Here is a 24,237-nt window from a genome sequence, read left to right on the forward strand (position 1 = left end):
GAACAAGCAATGCAACGCATGGGCATGGTGATCGGCATCGCGCCGGAGCACGTCGCCGAGTACAAGCGCCTGCACGCGGCCGTGTGGCCGGCGGTGCTGGCGCGCCTGGCGGCCTCCAACATCCGCAACTACAGCATCTTCCTGCGCGAGCCGGAGAACCTGCTTTTCGGGGTTTGGGACTACCACGGCAGCGACTACGACGCCGACATGGCCGCCATCGCCGCCGACCCGGAAACGCAGCGCTGGTGGACCTTCTGCAGCCCCTGCCAGCGCCCGCTGGACAGCCGCGCTGCGGGCGAGCACTGGGCCATGATGGAGTGCGTCTTCCATGTGGATTGAAGTGACATTCAAAGGCAACCACAGAGGCACAGAGCCACAGAGGAAATCCATCAGGGCAGCTTCTCTGTGTCTCTGTGCCTCTGTGGTTGCGTTTCTGCATTCGTTTCATCCGCCGCGGGTGGTGCCGCCCACCATGGACGACTGAAGATGCTGCAACCTCTGATTCAGCTCCACCCACGCGACAACGTCGCCGTGGCTCGCGTGGCGCTGGCCGCCGACGGCGATGTTCAACAGGCTGACGGCGCGCTGCTGCGGATGCGCGCCGCTATTGCCGCCGGTCACAAGGTCGCGCTGCGGTCGATCGCGGCCGGCGATGTCGTGCTGAAGTACGGCCAGCCCATCGGCGTCGCCAACCAAGCCATCGCAGCGGGCGAGCACGTGCATGTGCACAACCTCGAGATGAGCACCACCCTGCCGACGCAGGCCGTTGATGCTGCGACTTCGGCAGCGAGCGGGCCGCAGGAAGCCGCCCGCTTCGAGGGCTATGTCCGCGCCGACGGCCGTGTCGGCACGCGCAACTACATCGGCGTGCTGTCGTCGGTGAACTGCTCGGCCACTGTTTGCAAGGCCATCGCCCGCGCGTTCGAGGCGCCCGGCATGCTGCCGGGCGTGGACGGCGTGGTCGCCATCACCCACGGCAGTGGCTGCGGCATGAGCGACGGCGAGGGCCTGACGCTGCTGCGCCGCACGCTGCGCGGCTATGCGCTGCATCCCAACTTCGCCGCCGTGCTGGTCATCGGCCTGGGCTGCGAGGTCAACCAGGTCGGCGCGCTGCTGGACGGGCTGGACGGCGGCGCGCGCGTGCGCAGCCTCAGCATCCAGGGCGAAGGCGGCACGCGCGAGGCCATCGCGCAGGGCCAGGCGCTGGTGCGCGAGCTGGCCGCCGAGGCCGGCCAGGCGCGGCGCAGCGCGGTGCCGGCATCCAGGCTGGTCGTGGGCCTGCAATGCGGCGGCTCGGACGGCTATTCCGGCATCAGCGCCAACCCGGCGCTGGGCGCGGCGGTGGACCTGCTGGTGAGCCATGGCGGCACGGCCATCCTGTCGGAGACGCCGGAGATCTATGGCGCCGAGCACCTGCTGACCGCCCGCGCCGCCACGCCCGAAGTGGCCGAGCGGCTGCTGGCCCGGCTGCGCTGGTGGGAGACCTATGCCGCCCGCAACGGCGCCGAGCTGGACAACAACCCCTCGCCCGGCAACAAGGCGGGCGGCATCACCACCATCCTGGAAAAGTCGCTGGGCGCCGTCGCCAAGGGCGGCAGCAGCACGCTGACCGACGTTGTCGAGTACGCCCAGCCCGTGCGCGGCCCCGGCCTGGTCTTCATGGACACACCGGGCTACGACCCGGTCTCGGCCACCGGCCAGGTGGCGGGCGGCGCCAACCTGATCTGCTTTACGACGGGGCGCGGCTCGACCTATGGCTGCAAGCCCACGCCGTCGCTGAAGCTGGCCACCAACACGCGGCTGTTCGAGCGCATGGCGCTGGACATGGACTTCAACGCCGGCGGCATCGTCGACGGCACGCAGACCGTGGCCGAGGCCGGCGCGGCGCTGTTCCGGCTGATGCTGGAGACCGCCTCGGGCCGGCCCACGCTCAGCGAGCAGCATGGCCTGGGCGACAACGAGTTCGTGCCCTGGCAGCTGGGCGCCGTGATGTAGGGGCCGCCGGTGCCGGCGATCAAACGCTCACAGCGCCGCCGTCACCATGTCCGCCGGCTCGCCGAGCCAGCGGCCATGCGAGGCCAGCAGGTGGGTGCACATCGCTGCGGCCGCAGCCTGCGGGTTGCGTGCCGCCAGTGCCTGCAGGATGGCTTCGTGCTCACCCACCGCCGTCTCCCAGGTGCGCGTCGATTCGACGCGCCCACTCATGCGCGACGAGATCAAGCTGTGACGGTCGTCGAACAGCGTTCCCACCATGCCGGTGAGCACCGAATTGCCGCCCATATCGGCAATGCTCATATGAAAGCGCCGGTCCGCCTCGACCGGCTTGCGGCCATGGGCATGGTCGTCACGCATGGCTTCCAGGGCCTCCTCGATGCGCCGCAGCCCCTCCTTGGTGACGCGCGCCGCCGCCAGCGTGATGACCGCGCTTTCCAGCACGACACGCGCCTGCATCATCTCGGCCGGGCTTTCGCCGAGGGCACGTGTGGCCCCATCGCCCTGATCCGGTACGGCGCAGGCGTAGACGCCCGAGCCACCGCGGATCTCGACGCGGCCTTCGATCTCCAGCGCGATGAGCGCCTCGCGCAGCGAGGGCCTGGACACGCCAAGCTGCAACGCCAAATCGCGCTCCGCTGGAAGCCTTGCCCCAGGTGCGATGCCCTCCGCTGCGATCAATGCGCGCACCCGATCGGCAACCAGTTGATATTGACGGCGTGCGTCGCCGTTGCGGTGTGAAGTGGCCATGTCTCCCTGCGTGCCAAATTGGACTGACCAAATGCTAGCGCTCCCAGCGCCAAAGTTTTCATACGCTCGCGAAAACCCTGAGGAATCGTCGCGAACTTGAGCGCGAGCGGTTTGACCGACTGGCCGCATCCGGCACAGGGATCAGCAATGTCGCGGCGCTACACCAGTCCGCCTCGTGCACTCCCGGAAAGGGCACTGGGGTATTTACCGGTAAGACCAAAATGACTTTGTGGCAAATTGGCATGACCAACTAAAGTCATACTTTTCATCGGTCCGCCATCAGCACACGGACGCCAACGAGGCTCCTCAGAGAGCCCATGGAGACAACGTGAAACCACCCTGGACAAGCACGATTTCGCTGGCTGCGGCCGGCTGCCGCTGCCGGGCGCCAAGGCGCCGCAATTCCTGACTCCTGCCACTCTTGCATCGCGCCCCGCCGGGCGCCCATGAACTCCCATGTCGAAGAAAACCTCTGGCCGCCTCCTCCCCCGCCTCCCGCTCGGGCTGGCGGCGCTGTCCCTCCTGGTCTCCTCCCTCGCAGCTGCCACCGAGCTGCCCCGCCTCGTCGAGCGTGACGGCCGCCATGCGCTCATCGTCGATGGCGCGCCCTTCACCATGCTCGGCGCCCAGGTTCACAACTCCAGCAGCTACCCCGAGGCGCTGAAGAAGGTCTGGCCCGCCGTGGCCGACATCAACGCCAACACGGTCGAGGTGCCGGTGGCCTGGGAGCAGGTCGAGCCGGTCGAGGGCCGCTTCGACTTCTCCTTCGTCGACACCCTGCTCAAGCAGGCACGAGAGCGCAAGGTGCGCGTGGTGCTGCTGTGGTTCGGCACCTGGAAGAACACCAGCCCGCAGTACACGCCTGCCTGGGTCAAGTTCAACAACCAGCGCTTCCCGCGCATGGTCGAGCCGGACGGCAAGAACAGCTACTGCCTGTCGCCGCTGGGCGAGGAGACTCTCAAGGCCGACAAGCGTGCCTTCGTCGCGCTGATGACGCACCTGAAGAAGGTCGACGAGAAAGACCGCACTGTGCTGATGGTGCAGGTGGAGAACGAGGTCGGCACCTTCGGCCTGGTGCGCGACTTCGGCAAGCGGGCGCAGGCGCTGTTCGAGCAGGACGTGCCGCCCGCCGTGCTGGCGCGCAAGAAATCGCCGGTGCCGGGCGCGGCCACCGGCAACTGGCGCGCCGTCTATGGCGACTACGCCGACGAGTACTTCCACGCCTGGGCCAAGGCCCGCTACATCGGCGAGATCGCCAAGGCCGGCCGGGCCGTCTACGACCTGCCGATGTACGTCAACAACGCGCTGCGCGACCCGCTGGAGCAGCCGCCCAAGCCCTGGAACAAGAACTTCGCCAGTGGCGGGCCGACCTACGACGTCATCGACATCTACAAGGCCGCGGCGCCGGCCATCGACATCGTCGCGCCCGACATCTACAACGCCGAGTCGGCCAAGCTCGATGCCAACCTGGACAAGTTCAAGCGCACCGACAACGCCTTGTTCGTGCCCGAGATCGGCACGACCGAGCTGTATGCGCGCTACCTGTACCCCATCCTCGGCCGCGGGGCCATCGGCGTCGCGCCGTTCGGTGTCGACTACTTCGACTACGCCAACCATCCGCTGGGCGCCAAGACCAACGACAAGGCCACGCTGGAACCCTTCGCCAGGATCTATGCCGCCTTCAAGCCCATGCTGCGCCAGTGGGCGCAATGGGCCTTCGACGGCCGCACCTATGGCGTGGCCGAGCCCGACGACCATGCCGACCAGCATGTGACGATGAAAGGCTGGAAGGCCCACGTCACCTTCGGCCAATGGCAGTTCGGCGAGCGTGAATGGCCCAGCAACCAGAAGGAGAAGCCGGCGCATGCCGACAAGCTCGTCGGCGGCGTGTCCATCGCGCAGATCGGCGACGACGAGTTCCTGCTCGTGGGCCAGCAGGCGCGCGTGCGCATCGACGACATCGAGGGCAGCGGCCGCGCGCTCATCGACTACGTCGAGGAGGGCCGTTATGACGCCAACGGCAAATGGGTCATGGTGCGCCGCTGGAACGGCGACCAGGTCGACTGGGGCCTGAACTTCGTCGCCAACCCGCGCGTCATCAAGGTCAAGATGGGGCGCTACAAGTGAGCGCTGTCCGCAAGACCGTCCTTGCCGCGCTGCTGACGACGTCGGTCTTCAGCGCCCAGGCTCAAGCCGCGCCGGACATCACCATCCTGCCCGCACCGGCAAGCGCCTGGCGCACCGTCGTCGGCCACTGGGAGACGCAGGCCGAGCTGAGCGGCGACAGCGTCGTCCTGCCCGCGCCCACCGCCGAGTACGCCCGCGCCAGCACGCTGGGCGCCAGCACGCTCAGCAGCGGCGGCAAACGCGAGGCCGTGCGGCTGGACTGGAAGAACCTCTGGTCGGCCACGCTGCGCTTCGAGTCGCGCCAGCCGCTGGACCTGCGGCCCTACCTGGGCGGCACGCTGGAGTTCGACCTCGACGTGGCCGACCTGGGTCAGGGTGGCGTGCGGGCCAAGGTCGCCTGCGGCGATGGCTGCGAGCGCAGCGTCAACCTCATCGCGCCAGCACGCGCCGCCGCCGGCAAGGGCTGGCAGCGCGTCGCCCTGCCGCTGAGCTGCTTCGCGCGCGAGGGCGCGGACTTTTCCAAGGTCAGCCTGCCCTTTGCGCTGGACAGCACCGGCAGCGGCCGGGTCAGCGTGGCCAATGTGCGCATCACGCGAGAGGCCAGGCCAGGTCTTGCCTGCCCGGACTACCGCACGGAGTCGGTCACGCCGGCCATGCTGGACGAGTCCTGGGCGGTCGACTGGTGGCTACCCCGCCACAAGGAGAAGCTTGAGGAGAAGCGCAAGCTCATCGACGCCGGCACGCCGCCGCAGATCGTCTTCATCGGCGACTCCATCACCCAGGGCTGGGAGAAGGAAGGCCGCGAGGTCTGGCAGCGCCACTACGCCAAGCTCAACGGCCTGGCGCTGGGCTTCGGCGGCGACCGCACGGAGAACGTGCTGTGGCGGCTGCAGCAGGGCGAGATCGACGGCATTGCGCCCAATGTCGCCGTGCTGATGATAGGCACCAACAACAGCGGCCACCGCGGCGAGAACCCGGCCACCACGGCGGCCGGCATCAAGCGCCTGGTCGACGAGATCCGGCAACGGCTGCCGCAGACGAAGCTGCTGCTGCTGGCCATCTTCCCGCGCGGCGAGAAGCCCGACGACGGCCTGCGCGCCCTCAACGAGCGCGTCAACACGCTGATCGCCGGCTTTGCCGATGGCAAGCACGTGCACTTCCTGAACATCAACGCCGCGCTGCTGAACGCCGACGGCACGCTGGGCAAGGACGTCATGCCCGACCTGCTCCACCCCAACGACAAGGGCTACGGCCTCTGGCAGCGCGCGATGGCGCCGACGCTGGACAAGCTGCTGGCGGCACCCTGATGACTGATTTCAATCCCACCCGCCGCGGCTTCGTCGCCGGCACCACGCTGGCCAGCGCCCTCGCCGCGCTGCCGGCCTTCGCCCGCAGTGGCTCGGCCCAGCTGGCCGACGATTCGCTCACGCTCTGGTACGACAAGGCCGCCGGCCCGTGGATCGAGGCGCTGCCGCTGGGCAGCGGCCGCCTGGGCACCATGGTGTTCGGCCGCCCGGTCCAGGAACGGCTGCAGTTCAACATCGACACGCTCTACGGCGGCGGCCCCTACATCCAGGACAACCCGAGGTTTCGCGAGGCCCTGCCCAAGGTGCGCGCCCTGATCAACGAGGAGCGCTGGAAGGAGGCCAACGAGCTGGTTGCCGACTCACTGATGGGCAAGCCCATCAAGCAGATGCCCTTCAGCGGCGCCGGTGACCTGCTGCTGGACTTCCCCGGCGTGAAGGCCGCGGCGCGCTACCGGCGCAGCCTGGACCTGGACAGCGCCATCGCCACCACGAGCTTCATCGACGGCAGTGGCCGCCACCGGCGCGAGGCCTTCTGCAGCGTGCCGGACCAGGTGACGGTGATCCGCCTGGAGATCGAAGGCGACGGCACGATCGACCTCGACCTCGGCTACCGCCACCCCGACTACCAGCCCTATGGCGGCTTCGGCGACACCAAGTACGACCAGCACGGTGTCGTCTTCGTCGGCGCGCCCTGGCACCACCGCGAATCGCTGTTTGCCGAGAAGCGCCCGTCGACGCTAACGGTCCGCACGGACGGCAGCGACGCGCTGCTGATCGAGGGCCGCAACGTGCAGGCCTTCGGCATCCCCGGCCAGCTGCGCTATGCGCTGCGGGTGCAGGCCGTGGGCGACGGCAAGATCGAGGCCGTCGGCGACACGCTGCGCGTGCGCGGTGCGCGCCGGCTGACGCTGGTGGTGGCCGGCGAGACAAGCTATGTGAACTGGCAGGACACCCGCGGCGACCCCGTGGCCGCCGTGCGCCAGCGCACCGCCGCTGCCGCGCGCAAGCCTTTTGGCAAGCTGCGCGACGACCACCTGAAGGCCCACCGCGCCTTGTTCCGCCGCCTGCACATCGACCTCGGCGGCCACGCGGCCAACGCGCGCCCCACGCACGCCCGCATCGCCGGTGTGCCGCGCGAGCCCGACGCGGCACTGGCCGCGATGTACGTGCAGTACGCGCGCTACCTGCTGCTGTCGTCGTCGCGGCCGGGCAGCCAGCCGGCCAACCTGCAGGGGGTGTGGAACGAGGTGCTGCACCCGCCGTGGGAAGGCAAGTACACGATCAACATCAACACCGAGATGAACTACTGGCCCGCCGGGCCGGCCAACCTGGACGAGTGCGTCGAGCCGCTGCTGAAGATGGTGGAGGACCTCGCCGTCACCGGCGCCCGCACCGCGCGCAACAGCTACGGCGCGCGCGGCTGGGTGGCCCACCACAACACCGACCTGTGGCGCGCCACCGCGCCGCTGGACGGCCCGCTGTGGGGCATGTGGCCCACCGGCGGCGCGTGGCTGTGCACGACGCTGTGGCAGCACTACCAGTACAACCCCAACCCGGCCCGGCTGCGCCGGCTGCTGCCGCTGTTCAAGGGCGCGGCGCTCTTTTTCCTCGACACGCTGGTCGAAGACCCCAAGGGCCGTGGTCTCGTCACGTCGCCGTCGTCGTCACCGGAGAACAACCACCATACCGACATTTCGCTTTGCGCCGGGCCGGCCATGGACAGTCAGATCCTGCGCGACCTGTTCGACGCGGTCATCGCGGCGCAGGCCCAGCTTGGCGAGGACGACCCGGCATTCACCGCTGCCGTCCGCAAGGCGCGAGCCCGCCTGCCGGCCGACCGCATCGGCGAGCAGGGCCAGTTCCAGGAGTGGCTGGAGGACTGGGATGCGTCGGCAACCGACCAGACCCACCGCCACGTCTCCCATCTCTACGCCGTCTACCCGAGCGAGCAGGTCAACGTGCGCGACACCCCCGCGCTGGCCCAGGCCGCCCGTGTGACGCTGGACCGGCGCGGTGACGAGAGCACCGGCTGGGCCACCGCCTGGCGGCTGGCGCTGTGGACGCGGCTGGGCGACGGCGAGCGGGCTTACAAGATCCTGCAAGGCCTGCTGGGCCCGGCGCGCACCTACCCCAACATGTTCGACGCCCACCCGCCCTTCCAGATCGACGGCAACTTCGGCGGTGCCGCCGCCATCCTGGAGATGATCGTGCAGTCCTGGGGCGGCGAGGTACACCTGCTGGCCGCCCTGCCCAAGGCCTGGCCCGAGGGCCGGGTACACGGCGTGAAGGCCCACGGCGGTGTCGAGCTGGATGTCGACTGGAAGGCCGGCCGCCTGCGCCTCGTGCGCCTGCGCGGCCCGGCAAAGGCCAGCGTCGCGCTGCGCTACCTCGGCCAACGCGTCACGACGAAGCTGGACGAACTGGGCCACGCCCGGCTGGACGCCAGCGACTTTCCCGCGCGGCCATGAACACCTCCCTGGTCGGGCGCGCGGCGGATACCCGCGCCGAGCCAGCCCCACCGCCGCGCTTCGGCATCGGCGTGGAGGGCCAGCGGCGCGCCGACCTGGGCGATGGCAGCTTCCGCAACCCCGTCGTGGGCGGCGACCACCCCGACCCGACGGTCCTGAAGGACGGCGCCGACTACTACCTGACGTTCTCATCGCTGCAGTCCTGCCCCGGCGCGGTGATCTGGCATTCGCGCGACCTCGTGAACTGGGCGCCCATCGCCGCCGCGCTGACGCAGCCGCTCGGCACGGTGCGGGCACCGCACCTGGTCAAGCACCAGGGCCGCTACTTCATTTACCTCTGCGCGCAGCGGGGCGGTCGCCTGGCGATCCACGTCAGCCACGCCGACAACATGCGGGGCCCCTGGAGCGACCCCGTCGACCTGGGCCTGGACGGCTGCACGGACCCGGCCCATGCGGTCGACGAGGACGGCAGCCGCCACCTGTTCGTCAGCGGCGGGCGGCGCATCGCGTTGACTGACGACGGCCTGGCCACCCGGGGCGCACTCGTGCGGGCCCATGCCGAAGCGCCCAGGCTGCTGCGCCGGGGCGAGTTCTTCTACAGCCTTGGCGCCACGGCCAGCGGCGACGGCCCGCCCGGCAGCCACGTGGTGAAGGTGGCGCGCTCGCCGTCGCTGTCGGGCCCCTGGGAGGCCTGCCCCTTCAAGCTGATGGATCGCACGAACGGCGCCGCCGACGCCTGGTGGACCAGCGGCCATGCCAACCTGGTGGAAGGCCCGGCGGGCGACTGGTGGCTGGTCTGCCATGGCCACGAGAACGGCGGTCGCCTGGGCCGGCAGACGTTGCTGCAGCCCGTGGAATGGACGCGCGACGGCTGGTGCCGCGTCAAGGGCGACCAGCTCGACAGGCCGCAGCGCAAGCCGCGCCGGGGAGCGGCCAGCCCCGCCGGCCCGGCGCTCTCCGACGACTTCAGCAGCGGCCGCCTCGGCCTGCAATGGAGCTTCTTCGACGCCGCCCCGGGAGAGCTGCTGCGCGTCCGCCATGACGGTGCCGGCCTGCTGCTGGCGGCCAAGGGCAGGAGCCTGGCCGACTGCTCGCCGCTGACCTGCGTGCTGGGCGACCGCAGCTACGTGGCCGAACTGGAGTTCGAGCTGATCGGCGCGGCGCAGGGCGGGCTGGCGCTGTTCCACGACGCGCGCGGCTTCGTCGGCGTGGGCATAGGCGACGGCTGCATGCACACCTACAGCTACGGCCAGGAGCACCGCTGGATGCAGCAGCCGGTGCCCGGCCGGCACCACCGCCTGCGGGTGACCAACCACCGGCACCTCGTCAGCTTCGAACACGCCATCGGCGACGGCCCCTGGGTGCCCAGCCCCTGGCTGAAAGACGTCTCGGCCCTGCACCAGACCGTGCAGGACAGTTTTGCCAGCCTGCGCCTGGCCCTGTTTGCCGCCGGGGAGGGCGAGGTGCGCCTGCGCCGCTTCATCTACCTGGGCCCTGGACGCGACACCTGATTGCACGCCAACCCCGGAACGCGACGGAGACATTCGCGCCGGGCAATCCTTCAAGAGAAAGGTCAACCATGAAGCACCTGTTACCCACGGCCATGCGGTGCCTGCTGTCGGCGCTGCCGACACCAGCTGCGGCCCAGAGCTGCGGCAGCGCCAGCGTCTGCCTCAGCGCCAGCTCGTCTGCCCATTTCGCTGGAAGCAAGCCATGACGCAAAGAGTCTCCCGCCGCTCGCTGCTGCAAGCCACGGCAGCCACGATGGGCGCCGCCGGCCTGTCCACCGTCCAAGCCGCACCCGCCCCCTTCAAGCCGACCTGGGATTCCCTCGCCGACGGCTACAACACACCCGAGTGGTTCCGCGATGCCAAGTTCGGCATCTGGGCGCACTGGGGCGCGCAATGCGTGCCCGAGATGGGCGACTGGTATGGCCGGCGCATGTACATCCAGGGCAACTGGCAGTACGACCACCACGTCAAGCACTACGGCCATCCGACCAAGTTCGGCTTCATGGAGATCCAGAACCTCTGGAAGGCCGAGAACTGGAACCCGGACGCGCTGCTGGACCTGTACGTGAAGGCGGGCGCCAAGTACTTCGTCGCGATGGCCAACCACCACGACAACCTGGACGCCTACAACTCCAAGTACCACGCCTGGAACACGATGCGTGTCGGCCCCAAGCGCGACCTCATCGGCGGCTGGGAGAAGGCCACCCGCGCGCGCGGCCTGCGCTTCGGCGTCAGCAACCACGGCGCGCACGCCTGGCACTGGTTCCAGTCGGCCTACGGCTACGACCCCGAAGGCCCGCACGCCGGCCAGCGCTACGACGCCTACCGCCTCACCAAGGCCGACGGCAAGGGCAAGTGGTGGGAAGGCCTGGACCCGCAGGATCTCTACACGGGCCGCAACATCGTCATGCCCGACGGCTTCAAGACCATTCGCAGCGTCGAAGCCTGGCACGACCACAACACCTACTACTGGGACGAGAAGCCGCCGTTGCAGAACCCGGCCTTCACGCGCTCCTGGTTCCTGCGCTGCCGCGACCTCATCGACAGCTACAAGCCCGATCTGGTCTACATGGACAACCACGGCCTGCCGCTGGGCCAGGCGGGGCTGGACATCGCCGCCCACTACTACAACGCCAGCATGGCCTGGAACGGCGGCAAGCTGGAGGCGGTGCTCAACGCCAAGGTGCTGCCATCCGAATGGCGCAGCGGCGTCGTCGAGGACGTGGAGCGCGGCTTTCGCGATGGCATCGAGCCCCTGCCCTGGCAGACCGACACCTGCCTGGGCGACTGGCACTACGCCCGCTCGCTGTTCGACAACCACCGGTACAAGCCCGCCAGCACCGTCATCCACCGGCTGTGCGACATCGTCTCCAAGAACGGCAACCTGCTGCTGTCGGTGCCGATGCGCGGCGACGGCACCATCGATGCCGACGAGCAGAAGATCCTCGGCGAGATCGCCACGTGGATGGCGCGCAACGGCGAGGCCATCTACGGCACGCGCCCCTGGCGCATTTTTGGCGAGGGCCCGACGAAGGTGGGCACGGGCATGTTCAGCGAGAACAGCTCCAAGCCGCTGACGGCCGAGGACATCCGCTTCACGACCAAGGGCGGCGCCCTCTATGCCATCGCACTGGGCTGGCCCAAGGACGGCGTGCTGCGCATCCAGACGCTGGCGCAGGACTCGCACGTGGTGCCCGGCACTATCGACCGCATCGAGGCCGTGGGCTCCAGCGACAGCCTGCCCTTCAAGCGCACCCGCCGCGGCCTGGAGGTCAGGCTGCCCGAGGGCCTGGCCGGCTCGCCGGCCGTGGCGCTGAAAATCCGGGGAAGCGGACTGGTATGAACACCCGCCGTGACTTTCTCGCCAGCGCGGGCGTGGCGCCGCTGCTGGCCGCCATGGCACCCGGCGCGCAGGCCGGCGAATCGGCCGGCCGTTCCACCGGAGCGGGGGCCTTTCCACTGTCCAGCGTGCGCCTGCTGCCCGGGCCATTCGAGGCAGCTCGGGTGCTCGGCGCGACCTATCTGCTCTCGCTCAACGCCGACCGGCTGCTGCATGGCTTTCGTACCAATGCGGGGCTGGCACCGAAGGCACCGCGTTACGGCGGCTGGGAATCGCAAGAGCTTTGCCCGGGCCACACGCTGGGCCACTATTTGAGTGCCTGCTCGCTGATGTCGGCGTCCACCGGCCGAGAGGACTTCCGCCAGCGCGTGAACCACGTCGTCGACGAACTGCACAACTGCCAGCAGGCAGCCCGCAGCGGCCTCGTGTGCGCCTTCCCCGACGGCGACGCGCAGTTGCAAAACGCCCTGGCCGGTCGGCCGGTGACCGGTGTGCCCTGGTACACCATGCACAAGATCATGGCTGGCTTGCACGATGCGCATGTGCACGCCGCCCATCCCCAGGCACTGCCCGTGTTGGCGCGCCTGGCGGACTGGATGGTGGACGTGACAGAACGCCTTGACGAGCAGCAATTCCAGAAGATGCTGGACCTGGAGCACGGCGGCATGAACGAGGTGCTAGCCAACCTGCATGCACTGACGGCCGATGCGCGCTACCTTCGCCTGGCCCAGCGCTTCAACCATCGCGCCCTGCTCGACCCGTTGGCCGAGGGACGCGACACGCTGGACGGGCTGCATTCGAATACGCAGATTCCCAAGGTGATCGGCTTCGCCCGCCTGGCACAGACCACCGGCGACGAGCGTCTGGTCCGGGCCGCGCGCTACTTCTGGGGCTCGGTGGTCGAGAAGCGTTCGTTCGCTACCGGCGGCAACGGAGACGGCGAACACTTCTTTCCCGTCGAAGAAACGCGCAAGCACGTGTCGTCGGGCCGGACCATGGAGACCTGCTGCACCTACAACATGCTGCGGCTGACTCGCTCGCTGTTCGGCGCCGCGCCCTCTGCCGCCTACGCCGACTACCACGAGCTCGCCCTGTTCAACGGCATCCTCGCCTCGCAGGACCCTGACAGCGGGATGTCCACGTACTTCCAGCCCGCCGGCCCCAGCCGCCCGAAGCTTTACGGTTCGCCCGAGCGAGCGTTCTGGTGCTGCACCGGCACCGGCATGGAAAGCTTCGCCAAGCTGGGCGACTCGATCTATTTCCACGACGCGCAGGCGCTGTACGTCAACCTGTTCGTCTCCTCCTCGCTGGACTGGCGCGAGCAGCAGGTCCGCCTGCGCCAGACCACCGCGTTCCCCGACGAAGCCCGCACGCGACTGTCGGTGCACCCGGCGCGACCGACGCGTCTGGCCTTGCGCCTGCGCCATCCGGGCTGGTGCCCGCGGCTCACCGTGCGGCTCAACGGCCGCCCGCTGCTGGATAGCACCGACCCCGGCCGCTACGTCGAGATCGACCGCCTCTGGCGCGACGGCGATGTGCTCGACGTGGACCTGCCGATGCCGCTGCGCATGCAACCGCTGCCCAGGGCCCCGGACGTCGCGGCGGTCATCGTCGGCCCTATCGTGCTCGCGGCCCGGCTGGGTGCGCAAGGCATAGCGCCCGGCGACGACGTCGGCCCGGACAACGGGTTCTGGGGCCACCGGCTGGAGTCGAAGGCTCCCCTGCCTCGCCTCGCGCTGCATGGCCGTGCGCTGGAAGAGGTCGTGCGGCCTGTCGGTGCGCCACTGTCGTTCCGCGCTCGCAGCGCTGCCGGCCAGGAGATCTCACTCGCCCCGTTCCACCGCATCGCGCACGAGCGCTACAGCCTGTACTGGCAGGTGGCCTGAGCATGAAGACCCGGTACCGTCTCTCGATCTTCTCGGCATGCGCGCTGTGGGGGGCGCTGGCGGCCAGCACCGCGCATGGCGCCGACATCGTCATCGCTTCACCCGATGGCCGCAGCTCGCTGCGCATCGCCCAGGACGGTGCCAGCTTCTCCGTCACCCGCCGGGGCGAGACCGTCATCGCCGCCTCGCCACTGGGGCTGGACCTGGACGGCGCGCCCGCGCTGCGTGCACTGAAGCTGGCGTCGCGCCAGGACGAGGCGGTCGACCGCACCTTGCCCCTCATCGCCACCAAGGCCGCCAGCGCACGCGACCACTACCGCGGCGCGACGCTCGCCTTCGACGCACAGCACGGTGGCCGGCGCCTGTTCATCGACGTGCGCGCCTACGACGACGGCGTGGCCTTCCGCTACCGCCTGGACGGCAGCGCGCCCGTGCGGCTGAAGGGAGAACACACGGCCTTCGTGCCGGCCGGCGACCCGGCCTGCCTGGTCTCGCCCGTCAAGGGCTCGCACGAGGCGAGCTTCGAGCGCCTGCGCGTCTCGCAGCTGAGCGCCGATGCCGCCTACGACGTGCCGGTGGTCTGCGCCACGCCGTCGGGCCGCACGCACTACGCCATCACGCAGGCCCACCTGCAGGGCTACACCGGCGCGTCGCTGTGGCGCGAAGGTGCGGCGCTCAAGCTGCGCCTGTCCGGCGTGCCCGGCCGCGCTGGCCCGGCCTTCGTGTCGGCGGGCGGGCTGTCGACCGCCTGGCGCGTGGTCATGATGGCCGACCGTGCCGGTGAGCTGATCGAGTCCCACCTGGTGGGCAACCTGAACCCCGCACCGGCAGGCGATTTCAGCTGGGTCAAGCCGGGCAAGTCGGCCTGGGACTGGTGGACCGCGCCGCCCAACGCCGGCATGAAGCCGGACATGGCCGCCTACAAGCGCTTCATCGACTTCGCCGCCGAGGCCGGCCTGCCCTACTACCTCATCGACGCCGGCTGGGCCTGGGGCTCGGGCCCCGAGTGCTGGGTGGCGCTGCCGGGCACCGACATCACGCGCGCCGCCGACGGCATCGACATGCCCGAGCTGGTGCGCTACGCCGCCGCCAAGGGCGTGGGCCTGATGCTGTGGGCGCACTGGCAACTGCTGGCGCCGCGCATGGACGAGGTGCTGGACACCTATGCGCGCTGGGGCATCAAGGGCGTCAAGGTCGACTTCATGGACCGTGACGACCAGGACATCGTCGCCTTCTATCACCGCGTGGCGGCTGCCACGGCCCAGCGCAAGCTGCTGCTCAACCTGCACGGCGCCTACGTGCCCGCCGGCCTGCAGCGGACCTTCCCCAACTTCATCACCCAGGAAGGCGTGCTCGGCGCCGAGTGGAGCAAGATGAACCGCGAGGTCACACCGCGCCACAACCTGATGCTGCCCTACACGCGCATGCTGACCGGCCCGATGGACTACACGCCCGGCGGCTTTCGCAACGCCACGCCCGCGACCTTCGAGGTGCGGGCCGAGATGGCGCAGACCCAGCACACGCGCGGCCAGGCGCTGGCCCAGTACGTCGTCTACGACAGCCCGCTGCAGATGGTCTCCGACGACCCCGCCGCCTACCGTGGCGAACCGGGCTTCGACTTCATCCAGCGCGTGCCCACGGCCTGGGACGAGACGCGCTTCATCAGCGGCGAGCCGGGGCGCGACATCGTGCTGGCCCGCCGCCATGGCAAGGCCTGGTATGTCGGCGCGATGACCGCCGACGACGCCCGCACGGCGCGCGTGCCGCTGCGCTTCCTAGCCGCCAGCCGCTGGCGCGCCACGATCTGGCAGGACGGCGACACGCCGCGCGAGTTGCGCCGCCGCGCGCTCACCGTGAGCCGCAGCGACGTGTTGACGCTGCCGTTGGCGGCCGCAGGCGGCGCCGCCGTGATCCTGGAACCCTTGCATTGAAGACGCCTGCGTCATCACCACCGTTCATCGAAGAAACCATGAAGACCATCTTTTCAAGGCTTGTGCTACCCGTCGCGCTGGCCGCCGCGTTCGCTGCGGGCGCCACCGACATGCGCGAGCTGACCAGCCTGCAGCTGTCCCAACAGATGTCACCCGGCCTGAACCTCGGCAACACGCTGGAGGCCTTGCCCAGCGAGACCGCCTGGGGCAACCCGCCCACCCACCAGGCGGTGATGGACGCCTTCAAGGCGGCCGGCTTCAAGACCGTGCGCATCCCCGTGGCCTGGAACCAGTACGCCGACGCCGATGGCAACATCAGCCCGGCCTGGATGGCCCGGGTCACGCAAGTGGTGGACTACGCGCGCAAGGCCGGCCTGGTCGTCATCATCAACACCCACTGGGACGGCGGCTGGGCCGACCACCCGACCTACGCCAAGCAGGCCGAGGTGAACGCCAAGCTGGCCAAGTTCTGGACCCAGATCGCCAGGCACTTCCAGGGCCATGACGAGCACCTGCTGTTCGCCGGCACGAACGAGGTCCACATCAAGGGCGAATACGGCAAGGCCACGGCAGAGAACTGCGCGGTGCAGAACAGCTTCAACCAGACCTTCGTCAACGCCGTGCGCGCCACCGGCGGCAACAACGCGAAGCGCCACCTCGTCGTGCAGTCGTACAACACCAATCACGAGGAAGCGCTGACCTGCAACGCCAAGCTGCCGGCCGACACCGTGGCCGACCGGCTGATGGTGGAGGTGCACTACTACGACCCCTTCCCCTTCACGCTGGACCATGACAGCAAGTTCTGGCAGTGGGGCAAGAACGCGACCGACCCCGCCGCCACCGCGGGCTGGGGCAACGAGGACCATGTCGATGCCGCCTTCCGCAAGCTCAAGGCCGCCTTCGTCGACAAGGGCGTGCCGGTGTTGCTGGGCGAGTACGGCGCCGGCATGAAGCGCAAGTACCCGGGCATGGACCGCTACCGCAAGGACTGGAACGAGTACGTCACCGGCTCGGCCGTGCGCCACGGCATGGTGCCGGTCTACTGGGACACCGGCGGCCTGTTCGACCGCGTGACCGGTGCCCGCAAGGACGCCGCCATCGACCTCATCGTCAACGCCGCCAACAAGCCATGAACAAGCGCTCCTCCTTCTTCACCTGGCTGCTCGCGCTGATGCTGTGCGCCGGCTCTGCCGCCGCCAACGACGGCCCGCGCCAGCGCACCCGCATAGACGACGGCTGGCGCTTTGCGCTGGGCCATGCGCATGACCCGGCCCAGGACTTCAATCACAGCACGCGCGCCTTCTTCTTCGCCAAGGCCGGCTTTGGCGACGGCCCTGCGGGGGCCGACTTCGACGACCGCACCTGGCGCCGCCTGGACCTGCCGCATGACTGGGCGGTGGAGCTGCCGTTCTCCGCGCGCGGCAGTTCGGCGCATGGCTCCAAGGCCATCGGCCGGGCCTTCCCCGAGAACAGCGTCGGCTGGTACCGGCGCGAACTCAGCATCCCCGCAGCCGCGCAAGGCAAGCGCATCGCGCTGGAGTTCGACGGCGTCTTCCGCGACAGCGTGGTATGGGTCAACGGCCACTACCTGCACCGCGAGGCCAGCGGCTATTCGAGTTTTCGCGTCGACATCAGCGACTACCTGAATTACGGCGGCCGCAACGTCGTCGCCGTGCGCGTGGACGCCACCACCCAGGAGGGCTGGTGGTATGAGGGCGCCGGCATCTACCGCCATGTCTGGCTGACGCAGACCGAGCCGCTGCGCGTGGGCCACTGGGGCACGTTCGTGCGCGCCACGGTCAAGGGCAACGCCGCCGATGTGGCCGTCGACACGACGGTGCGCAACGACGGCAAGGCCGCCGCCTCCTTCACGTTGGAGCACGAACTGCGCGACCCCGCCGGCCGCGTCGTCGCGCGCGCCAGCGTGCCGGCCAGGCGCGTGGGCGTGGACGCCAGCACCGACGTGGCGGCCACGCTGCGCGTCACGGCGCCGCAGCTGTGGTCGCTGGAAACACCTCAGCTCTACAAGCTCACCACCCACGTGAAGAGCGCCGGCCGTGTCGTCGACAGCTACGACACGCCCTTCGGCATCCGCACCATCCGCTTTGACGCCAACGCCGGCTTCTTCCTCAACGGCCGCCACATCAAGCTGCACGGCGTCAACAACCACCAGGACCATGCCGGCATCGGCGTGGCCCTGCCCGACGCCATGCACGAGGCGCGGATGAAGATGCTCAAGGGCATGGGCGTGAACGCCATCCGCTCGGCCCATCACCCGGCCACGCCCGAGCTGCTGGACGCCTGCGACCGCCTGGGCATCCTCGTCATCGACGAGCACCGCATGATGGGCACCGCGCCGCAGATCCGCGACGAAATGGAGCGCCTGGTGCGCCGCGGCCGCAACCACCCGTCCATCATTCTGTGGTCGGTCGGCAACGAGGAATGGGCCATCGAGAACAGCGCCGTCGGCACGCGTCTGGCGCGTGAGATGCAGGCGATCGTCAAGCGCATGGACCCGACGCGGCCGGTCACGCTGGCCGCGTCCAGCTCTGGCGGCCCAGAAGGCACGGCGGTCGGCTCCGACGTGCTGGGCTTCAACTACAAGGCCCAGCACAACATCGACGCGATGCACAAGCGCTTCCCCGAGCGCGCCTCCGTCGTCACCGAGGAAGGCCTGACCTACGCCACGCGCGGCATCTACGCCGACGACCCGGCGCGCGTGCACATCGCCGCCTATGACAAGCGCTCCGGCGGCGCGTCGACCGCGTCCATCGAGGAGGCCTGGCGCTACAACGCCGAGCGGCCCTTCATCGCCGGCATGTTCGTCTGGACCGGCTTCGACTACCGCGGCGAGACCACGCCCTTCGGCTGGCCCGCCATTTCCTCGCAATTCGGCATGATGGACACGACCGGCCTGCTGAAAGACAGCGGCCACTACCTGCGGACGGCCTGGACCACCGAGCCCACCGTGCATGTGCTGCCACACTGGAACTGGCCCGGCCGCGAAGGCCAGCCCATCGACGTGCGCGTCTACGCCAACACCGACGAGGTGGAGTTGCTGCTGAACGGCACGTCGCTGGGCCGCAAGCCGCTGGCGCGCTACGCCCATCTGCAATGGAGCGTGCCCTATGCGCCGGGCAGCCTGGTGGCGCGCGGCTACCAAGGCGGCAAGCTGGTCGTCACCGAGACCGTGGCCACCACCGGCAATGGCAGCGCCGTGCGGCTGACGGCGGACCGCACACGCATCCACGCCGATGGCGACGATGTGGCGGTGGTGCGGGTCAGCGTGGTCGACCGCGAAGGCCGCGTCGTGCCCACGGCAGGCCAGCGCATCAGCTTCGAGGTCACGGGCCCGGCACGGCTGATCGGCATGGGCAATGGCGACCCAGGCTCGCACGAGGCCGACAAGCCAGCCGACTTCCATCGCTACGCCGCTGTCGGCGGCTGGCGCCAGAAGCCCGTGGCCAGGCAGGAAGACGCGGCGGCGCTGCTGGCCGACACGGGCAGCGCCGGCTGGCGCGACCCCTTCGCCTGGCTGCCCATCGAGAAACAGCCGGCCGACGGCGCCTGGAACGTCGTGCAGGCCAGCTTCGCCCGCCCGGCTGCGACGGCGGGCCGCGCGGCGCTGTTCGTCGGCGACATCACGCCCGGCCAGCAAGTCATCCTGAACGGCAAGGCCCTGACGCCGCGCCGCGAAGACGGCATGGGCGTCATCGACCTGGACCCCACCCAGCTGAACGACATCAACGCGGTCACCCTCGTCTTCGCCACCCCGGCCGACGGCACGCGCAAGCTGTTCCACGGCGCCCAGGGCGGCCGGCGCTGGCTGACGCTGCGCACGACCACGGCTGCCGGACCCTGGCAGCGCAGCGTGTTCAACGGCCATGCGCAAGTCATCCTGCAATCCACCGGCAGCCCGGGCCGCGTCACGCTGCGCGCCAGCAGCGATGGGCTGGACCTGGGCAGCCTGAGCCTGGACACCTTCTAAGAGCCCCATGAGCGGCTGACGACAAACACGATGAGACAAGCGATGAAGATACGAACCACAGCCGTCGCGCTGCTGAGCCTGGGCGCGGCCTTCCTGGCACATGCCGCCATCACCGGCGGCAGCGCGCTGACGCTGCTGGCCACGCTGGCCGCACTGGTCACGGCCGAGCCTAAACAAGGCCCCGGCCTGGGCAACCTGAGCTACACCGAGGCCGAGCTGTTCAACCCGGTCTCGGTGATCAAGACCGAGACCGCCGCTGGCGCGGGCGACGGCGACATCCCCTTCCGCTACCCCGGCCGCCAGGAGTACGGCACCAACGTCGCCCTGATGCTCAACGGCTACCTCGTCGTCATGTTCGCGCCAGACAGCGGCCAGTCCACCGGCGGCTTCCTTGTCTACGACGTCTCCAACCCGCGCAGCCTGCGGCTGGTCAAGAAGATCTACGAACCCCAGGGGCGCACCGCGCAGTTCCGCGAACCGCACGCCATCGGCGCGGCGACGATCAACGGTCGGCAGTATCTCGTCGTGCCCAGCACCAAGGGCATCGAGTTCTGGGACTTCAGCGACGTCAACGACATCCGCCAGGTAGCCAAGCTCGCGCTGCCGACGGTCGACGGCGGCGACTACTCCAGGGTCACCTGGCAGCTGTGGTGGCAGGCGCCCTATGTCTACGTCGCGTCGGCCGACGACGGCATGTACATCGTCGACGCGCGCGACCCGGCCAACCCGGTGCTGGCCAACCGTGGCGGCGGCCGGCCCAACCCCGTGCCCACCGGCGAGCTGGGCGGCTTTCGCGTCGGGCCCATCTTCACGATGGGCAACCACCTCGTGCTGAGTTCGATGGACACCTGGTCGGGGCTGGCCAGCCTGGACATCTCCGACCCACTGAACCCGCGCCTGCTGGACAGCGTCGGCAACCTGCCCTTCTATTACGCGACCTGCTTCGACGGCCGCTACGTCTACGGCTCGGCCCGTGGCCGTGGCCCTGACGGGCGCATGTTCTCCTTCGACCTGGACGACCCGGCCCGCTTCGTGCCCAAGGACAGCCGGCTGCTGATGGACGAGCAGCTCTATTGCAATTCGCAGGACCAGTTCGTCTTCCAGGGCGCGCAGGTGATGTTGCACAAGGTCGACGTCAGCGACCCTCTCAACCACCGGCACGTCGCCAAGGCCGGCCTCTTCCCCGAAGGTTCGGACGAAGCCCGCCACTCCGACCACGGCCAGGTCACCCCGATGGGCAACCTGGTCTACGTCGGCAACGACCACGGCAAGCGCAGCGGCTTCATCGTGCACGACCGCAACCCCGACACGACGCCACCGAAGGTGCGACAGGTCTCGCCACGGCCCGGGGCGGTCAAGCAGGCGACGACGTCGCGCATCGGCATCGCGCTGACCGACAACATCCTGCCGGAGAGCCTCCACGCCGCCAGCTTCATCGTCCGTCCGCGCGGCGGTGCCGCACTCGCCGGCACTTACAGCGCGCAGCTGGGCATCATCAACTTCTCGCCGGCGCAAGACCTGGCACCCAACACGACCTACGAAGTGCTGCTGCCGGCCGGCGGTCTGAAGGACTATGCAGGCAACGCCATCGCCACGGCCTTCAGCGCGCAGTTCACGACCGGCAATGGCAGCCAGCGCGCCGCCGCCGACACGGCGGCCACCACCGGCCTGGCCCACCACTGGCCGCTGGTGCGCGGCCTGCAGGACATCGTCGCCGGCAACGATGGCCAGACGACGCCCAGCGACAGCTTCCGAGACGGTGGCCTGAACTTCGCCGGCCGCAGCGCCGGTGTCATGCTGGCCAAGGCCGACATTGCCAACCTGGCCGGCGGCACCGCCACGCTCAGCTTCCACATGAAGTCCACCCAGCGCGGCCACGCCCGCGCCGCGCAGGCGCCCGGCATCTTCGGCCACGGCCCGACGGGCGTGCTGTGGGGCTGGATCGACGCGCAAGGCCGGCTGCGGCTGTCCGTCGGCGAGCCCTCTTCCACCAACCCGGGCCTGGCCTCGGCGCGCGCGGTCAACGACGGCCGCTGGCACGCCGTGGTGCTGACACGCGACGCGACCAGCGGCGCGCTGTCGCTGCGCGTGGACGGTGTGAAGCGCAGCGGCAAGGGCCTGGCCGGGCCGCTGAGCCCGCCCGCCCAGCCGACCATGCTGGGCCAGCTCCAGGGCAGCGCGGACTTCTTCCGCGGCCGGCTGGCGGACGTGCGCGTCTACAATCGCGTGCTGGGCGACGACGAGGCCGCCACGCTGGACCGCCAGGCCGCCGTGCGCGTTGCCGGCGCCGTCGGCAGCGAGACGCTCGTGGTCGGCAGCCGGGCGAACTTCAACCCCGGCGTGCTGGCGCGCAGCGGCGCCCAGTACCGCTGGAACTTCGGCGACGGCTCCCCGCGCACCGCGTTCTCGCGCAAGCTGGCGGCGTCGCACACCTTCACGGTCGCCGGCCACTACAACGTGGTGTTGACGGTACGCACGGCCGACGGCGCGGAGCAGACCCACGCGCTGCACCGCACCGCCATCAACCCGCGCACCGCCAAGGCGCCCGCGCAAACCAGCAACATCGTCGGCAACGCCACGCAGGTGTTCAGCGTCAACCCGGACAGCGGCACGGTCACGGCGATTGCTGCAGACACGCTGGCCAAGGCCTGGGAAGCGCGCGTCGGCGAGGAGCCGCGCACGCTGGCCATCGCCCCCGACGGGCGCGTGTGGGTCACCGTGCAGGGCGAGGACAAGCTCGTGGCGCTGAACGCACAGGACGGCAGCCTGTCCGCAAGCGTGCAGCTGCCCTACGGCAGCGCGCCGCATGGCATCGTCTTCACGCCGGACCAGCGCATGGGCCTGGTCACGCTGGAGGGCAGCACCACGCTGATGAGCTTCGACCCGGCCAACGGTGCAGCGCGTGCCTCCCTGAAGCTAACCGGCGACGTGCGCGGCATCGCCGTCAGCGCGAATTCATCCGAGGCTCTGGTGACGCGCTTCCGCTCGCGCATGGACGGTGGCGTGGTGTACCGCGTCGGCCTGGACAAGAAGCTGGCCCTGTACCAGACGGTCGGCTTGCGCGTCGACACTGCGACCATCGACGCCGAGAACCGCGCGCGCGGCGTGCCGAACTATCTGCACCAGGTCGTCATCTCGCCGGACGGCCTGCGTGCCGCGCTGCCGTCCAAGAAGGACAACATCGTCGGCGGCACCTTCCGCGACGGCCGGCCGCTGGCACACGAGACGACCGTGCGCTCCATCGTGTCGCAGCTCGCGCTGGTGCCCGGCGCCCACGAGGTGTTTGCCGAGCAGTTGGACTTCAACGACCGAGCACCCGCCCGCGCCGCAGCCTATTCGCCCAATGGCGACTACCTGTTCGTCGCGCAGATGGAGGGCAACCGCATCGCCGTCGTCGACGCCTACAACCGCTCGGTGCGCGGCGAGATCGAGACCGACCGCGCGCCGCACGGCCTGTACGTCGACGAGAAGCGCCAGCGCCTGTACGTCAACAACTTCCTGGGCCGCACGGTAGGCGTGTACGACATCGGCCCGGTGCTGTCGGCGGAGTCCTTCTCGGCCCGGCCGCTCGCCACCGTCGCGGCGGTGGCCGTCGAGCCGCTGGCACCGGCCGTGCTGAGCGGCAAGCGGCTGTTCTACAACGCCGCCGACCGGCGCATGAGCCGCGACAACTACATGTCCTGCGCCAGCTGCCACGCCGACGGCGGCGACGACGGCATGGTCTGGGACTTCACGCAGCGCGGCGAGGGCCTGCGCCGCACCATCAGCCTGCAAGGCCGCCAGGGCCTGGGCCTGGGCCGCGTGCACTGGACGGCCAACTTCGACGAGTTGCAAGACTTCGAGAACGACATCCGCGGCGCCTTCGGCGGCACGGGCTTCCTGAGCGACCGCGACTTCTCGGCCACGTCCGACCCGCTCGGCGCGCCCAAGGCCGGGCGCAGCCGCGACCTGGACGACCTCGCGGCCTACTTGTCCTCGCTGTCCAGGCAAGGCCGCAGCCCGGAGCGCCAGGCCGATGGCAGCCTGACCGTGGAGGCGCTGCGCGGCCAGCAGCTGTTCGGCGCCATGCAGTGCGCCACCTGCCATGCCGGCACGACGCGCAAGGACGGGCTGCGCCACGATGTCGGCACCGTGCAGGCGTCGTCGGGCAAGGGCTCCAAGCAGACGCTTGCCGGGGTCGGCTTCCACACGCCGCCGCTGCAGGGGCTGTGGGCCGCGCCGTCCTTCTTCCACAACGGCCAGGCCGCCACGCTGCAGGATGTGTTCGCCTCTGGACACGGCGGCACGCAGGCGCTGTCTGCGGCAGACCGCAGCGCGCTGGCCAGCTTCCTGCGCTCGCTGGATGCGAGCAGCGTGGCCGAAAGAATCCACCGATGAAAGTGAAGGCAGCAGCCAGCATGAGAACTCGCGGTAGATGCCGCCAGCCAAAACCAAGAA

Annotated in this window: 13 protein-coding genes; 12 read left to right on the top strand and 1 reads right to left on the bottom strand. The window is 69.7% G+C overall.

Going from position 1 to position 24,237, the window contains the following annotated elements:
- Positions 1–9 precede the first annotated feature (9 nt).
- Positions 10–339 carry an L-rhamnose mutarotase gene (locus ACG00Y_RS23695; protein ID WP_394483436.1) on the top strand — a complete coding sequence of 110 codons (330 nt, stop codon included), beginning with the start codon at positions 10–12 and terminating at the stop codon, positions 337–339.
- 147 nt (positions 340–486) lie between these two features.
- Entirely contained in the window at positions 487–1,995 is a 1,509-nt protein-coding gene (locus ACG00Y_RS23700) for a UxaA family hydrolase (RefSeq protein WP_394483208.1), read from the top strand.
- 27 nt (positions 1,996–2,022) lie between these two features.
- Here the strand turns inward: ACG00Y_RS23700 and ACG00Y_RS23705 are convergent, their stop codons facing one another.
- Positions 2,023–2,742 (bottom strand): FadR/GntR family transcriptional regulator, encoded by a 720-nt coding sequence (locus ACG00Y_RS23705; protein ID WP_394483209.1) that lies wholly within the window; start codon positions 2,740–2,742, stop codon positions 2,023–2,025.
- A 456-nt stretch (positions 2,743–3,198) separates the two neighbouring features.
- Here ACG00Y_RS23705 and ACG00Y_RS23710 point away from each other — a divergent pair, with 456 nt between their 5' ends.
- The 10 genes from ACG00Y_RS23710 to ACG00Y_RS23755 all read left to right on the top strand — a co-directional run bounded on the left by ACG00Y_RS23710 (position 3,199) and on the right by ACG00Y_RS23755 (position 24,177).
- Positions 3,199–4,869: a DUF5597 domain-containing protein gene (locus ACG00Y_RS23710; RefSeq protein WP_394483211.1), complete on the top strand. Its 1,671-nt coding sequence runs from the start codon at positions 3,199–3,201 to the stop codon at positions 4,867–4,869.
- Positions 4,866–6,176 carry a GDSL-type esterase/lipase family protein gene (locus ACG00Y_RS23715; RefSeq protein WP_394483213.1) on the top strand — a complete coding sequence of 437 codons (1,311 nt, stop codon included), beginning with the start codon at positions 4,866–4,868 and terminating at the stop codon, positions 6,174–6,176. The genes ACG00Y_RS23710 and ACG00Y_RS23715 overlap by 4 nt, the downstream gene beginning before the upstream one ends.
- Positions 6,176–8,644, top strand: coding sequence for a glycoside hydrolase family 95 protein (locus ACG00Y_RS23720; RefSeq protein ID WP_394483215.1), 2,469 nt, complete (start codon positions 6,176–6,178; stop codon positions 8,642–8,644). The genes ACG00Y_RS23715 and ACG00Y_RS23720 overlap by 1 nt, the downstream gene beginning before the upstream one ends.
- On the top strand, positions 8,641–10,155 hold the full coding sequence (locus tag ACG00Y_RS23725) for a family 43 glycosylhydrolase (RefSeq protein WP_394483218.1): 1,515 nt from the start codon (positions 8,641–8,643) through the stop codon (positions 10,153–10,155). Before ACG00Y_RS23720 ends, ACG00Y_RS23725 begins: the two co-directional genes overlap by 4 nt.
- A gap of 202 nt (positions 10,156–10,357) precedes the next feature.
- Positions 10,358–11,998 carry an alpha-L-fucosidase gene (locus tag ACG00Y_RS23730; protein WP_394483220.1) on the top strand — a complete coding sequence of 547 codons (1,641 nt, stop codon included), beginning with the start codon at positions 10,358–10,360 and terminating at the stop codon, positions 11,996–11,998.
- A complete protein-coding gene (locus ACG00Y_RS23735) occupies positions 11,995–13,881 on the top strand; it encodes a glycoside hydrolase family 127 protein (protein WP_394483221.1) in 1,887 nt (628 codons plus the stop codon). The genes ACG00Y_RS23730 and ACG00Y_RS23735 overlap by 4 nt, the downstream gene beginning before the upstream one ends.
- Before the next feature lie 2 nt (positions 13,882–13,883).
- A complete protein-coding gene (locus ACG00Y_RS23740; RefSeq protein ID WP_394483223.1) occupies positions 13,884–15,812 on the top strand; it encodes a glycoside hydrolase family 97 protein in 1,929 nt (642 codons plus the stop codon).
- A gap of 38 nt (positions 15,813–15,850) precedes the next feature.
- Positions 15,851–16,945: a glycoside hydrolase family 5 protein gene (locus tag ACG00Y_RS23745; RefSeq protein ID WP_394483225.1), complete on the top strand. Its 1,095-nt coding sequence runs from the start codon at positions 15,851–15,853 to the stop codon at positions 16,943–16,945.
- Positions 16,942–19,800, top strand: coding sequence for a beta-galactosidase GalA (galA, locus tag ACG00Y_RS23750; RefSeq protein WP_394483227.1), 2,859 nt, complete (start codon positions 16,942–16,944; stop codon positions 19,798–19,800). Before ACG00Y_RS23745 ends, galA begins: the two co-directional genes overlap by 4 nt.
- 42 nt (positions 19,801–19,842) lie before the next feature.
- Positions 19,843–24,177, top strand: coding sequence for an Ig-like domain-containing protein (locus ACG00Y_RS23755; RefSeq protein WP_394483229.1), 4,335 nt, complete (start codon positions 19,843–19,845; stop codon positions 24,175–24,177).
- Positions 24,178–24,237 lie beyond the last annotated feature (60 nt).

This window comes from Pelomonas parva, assembly GCF_043555835.1.
Classification (GTDB): domain Bacteria; phylum Pseudomonadota; class Gammaproteobacteria; order Burkholderiales; family Burkholderiaceae_C; genus Pelomonas; species Pelomonas parva.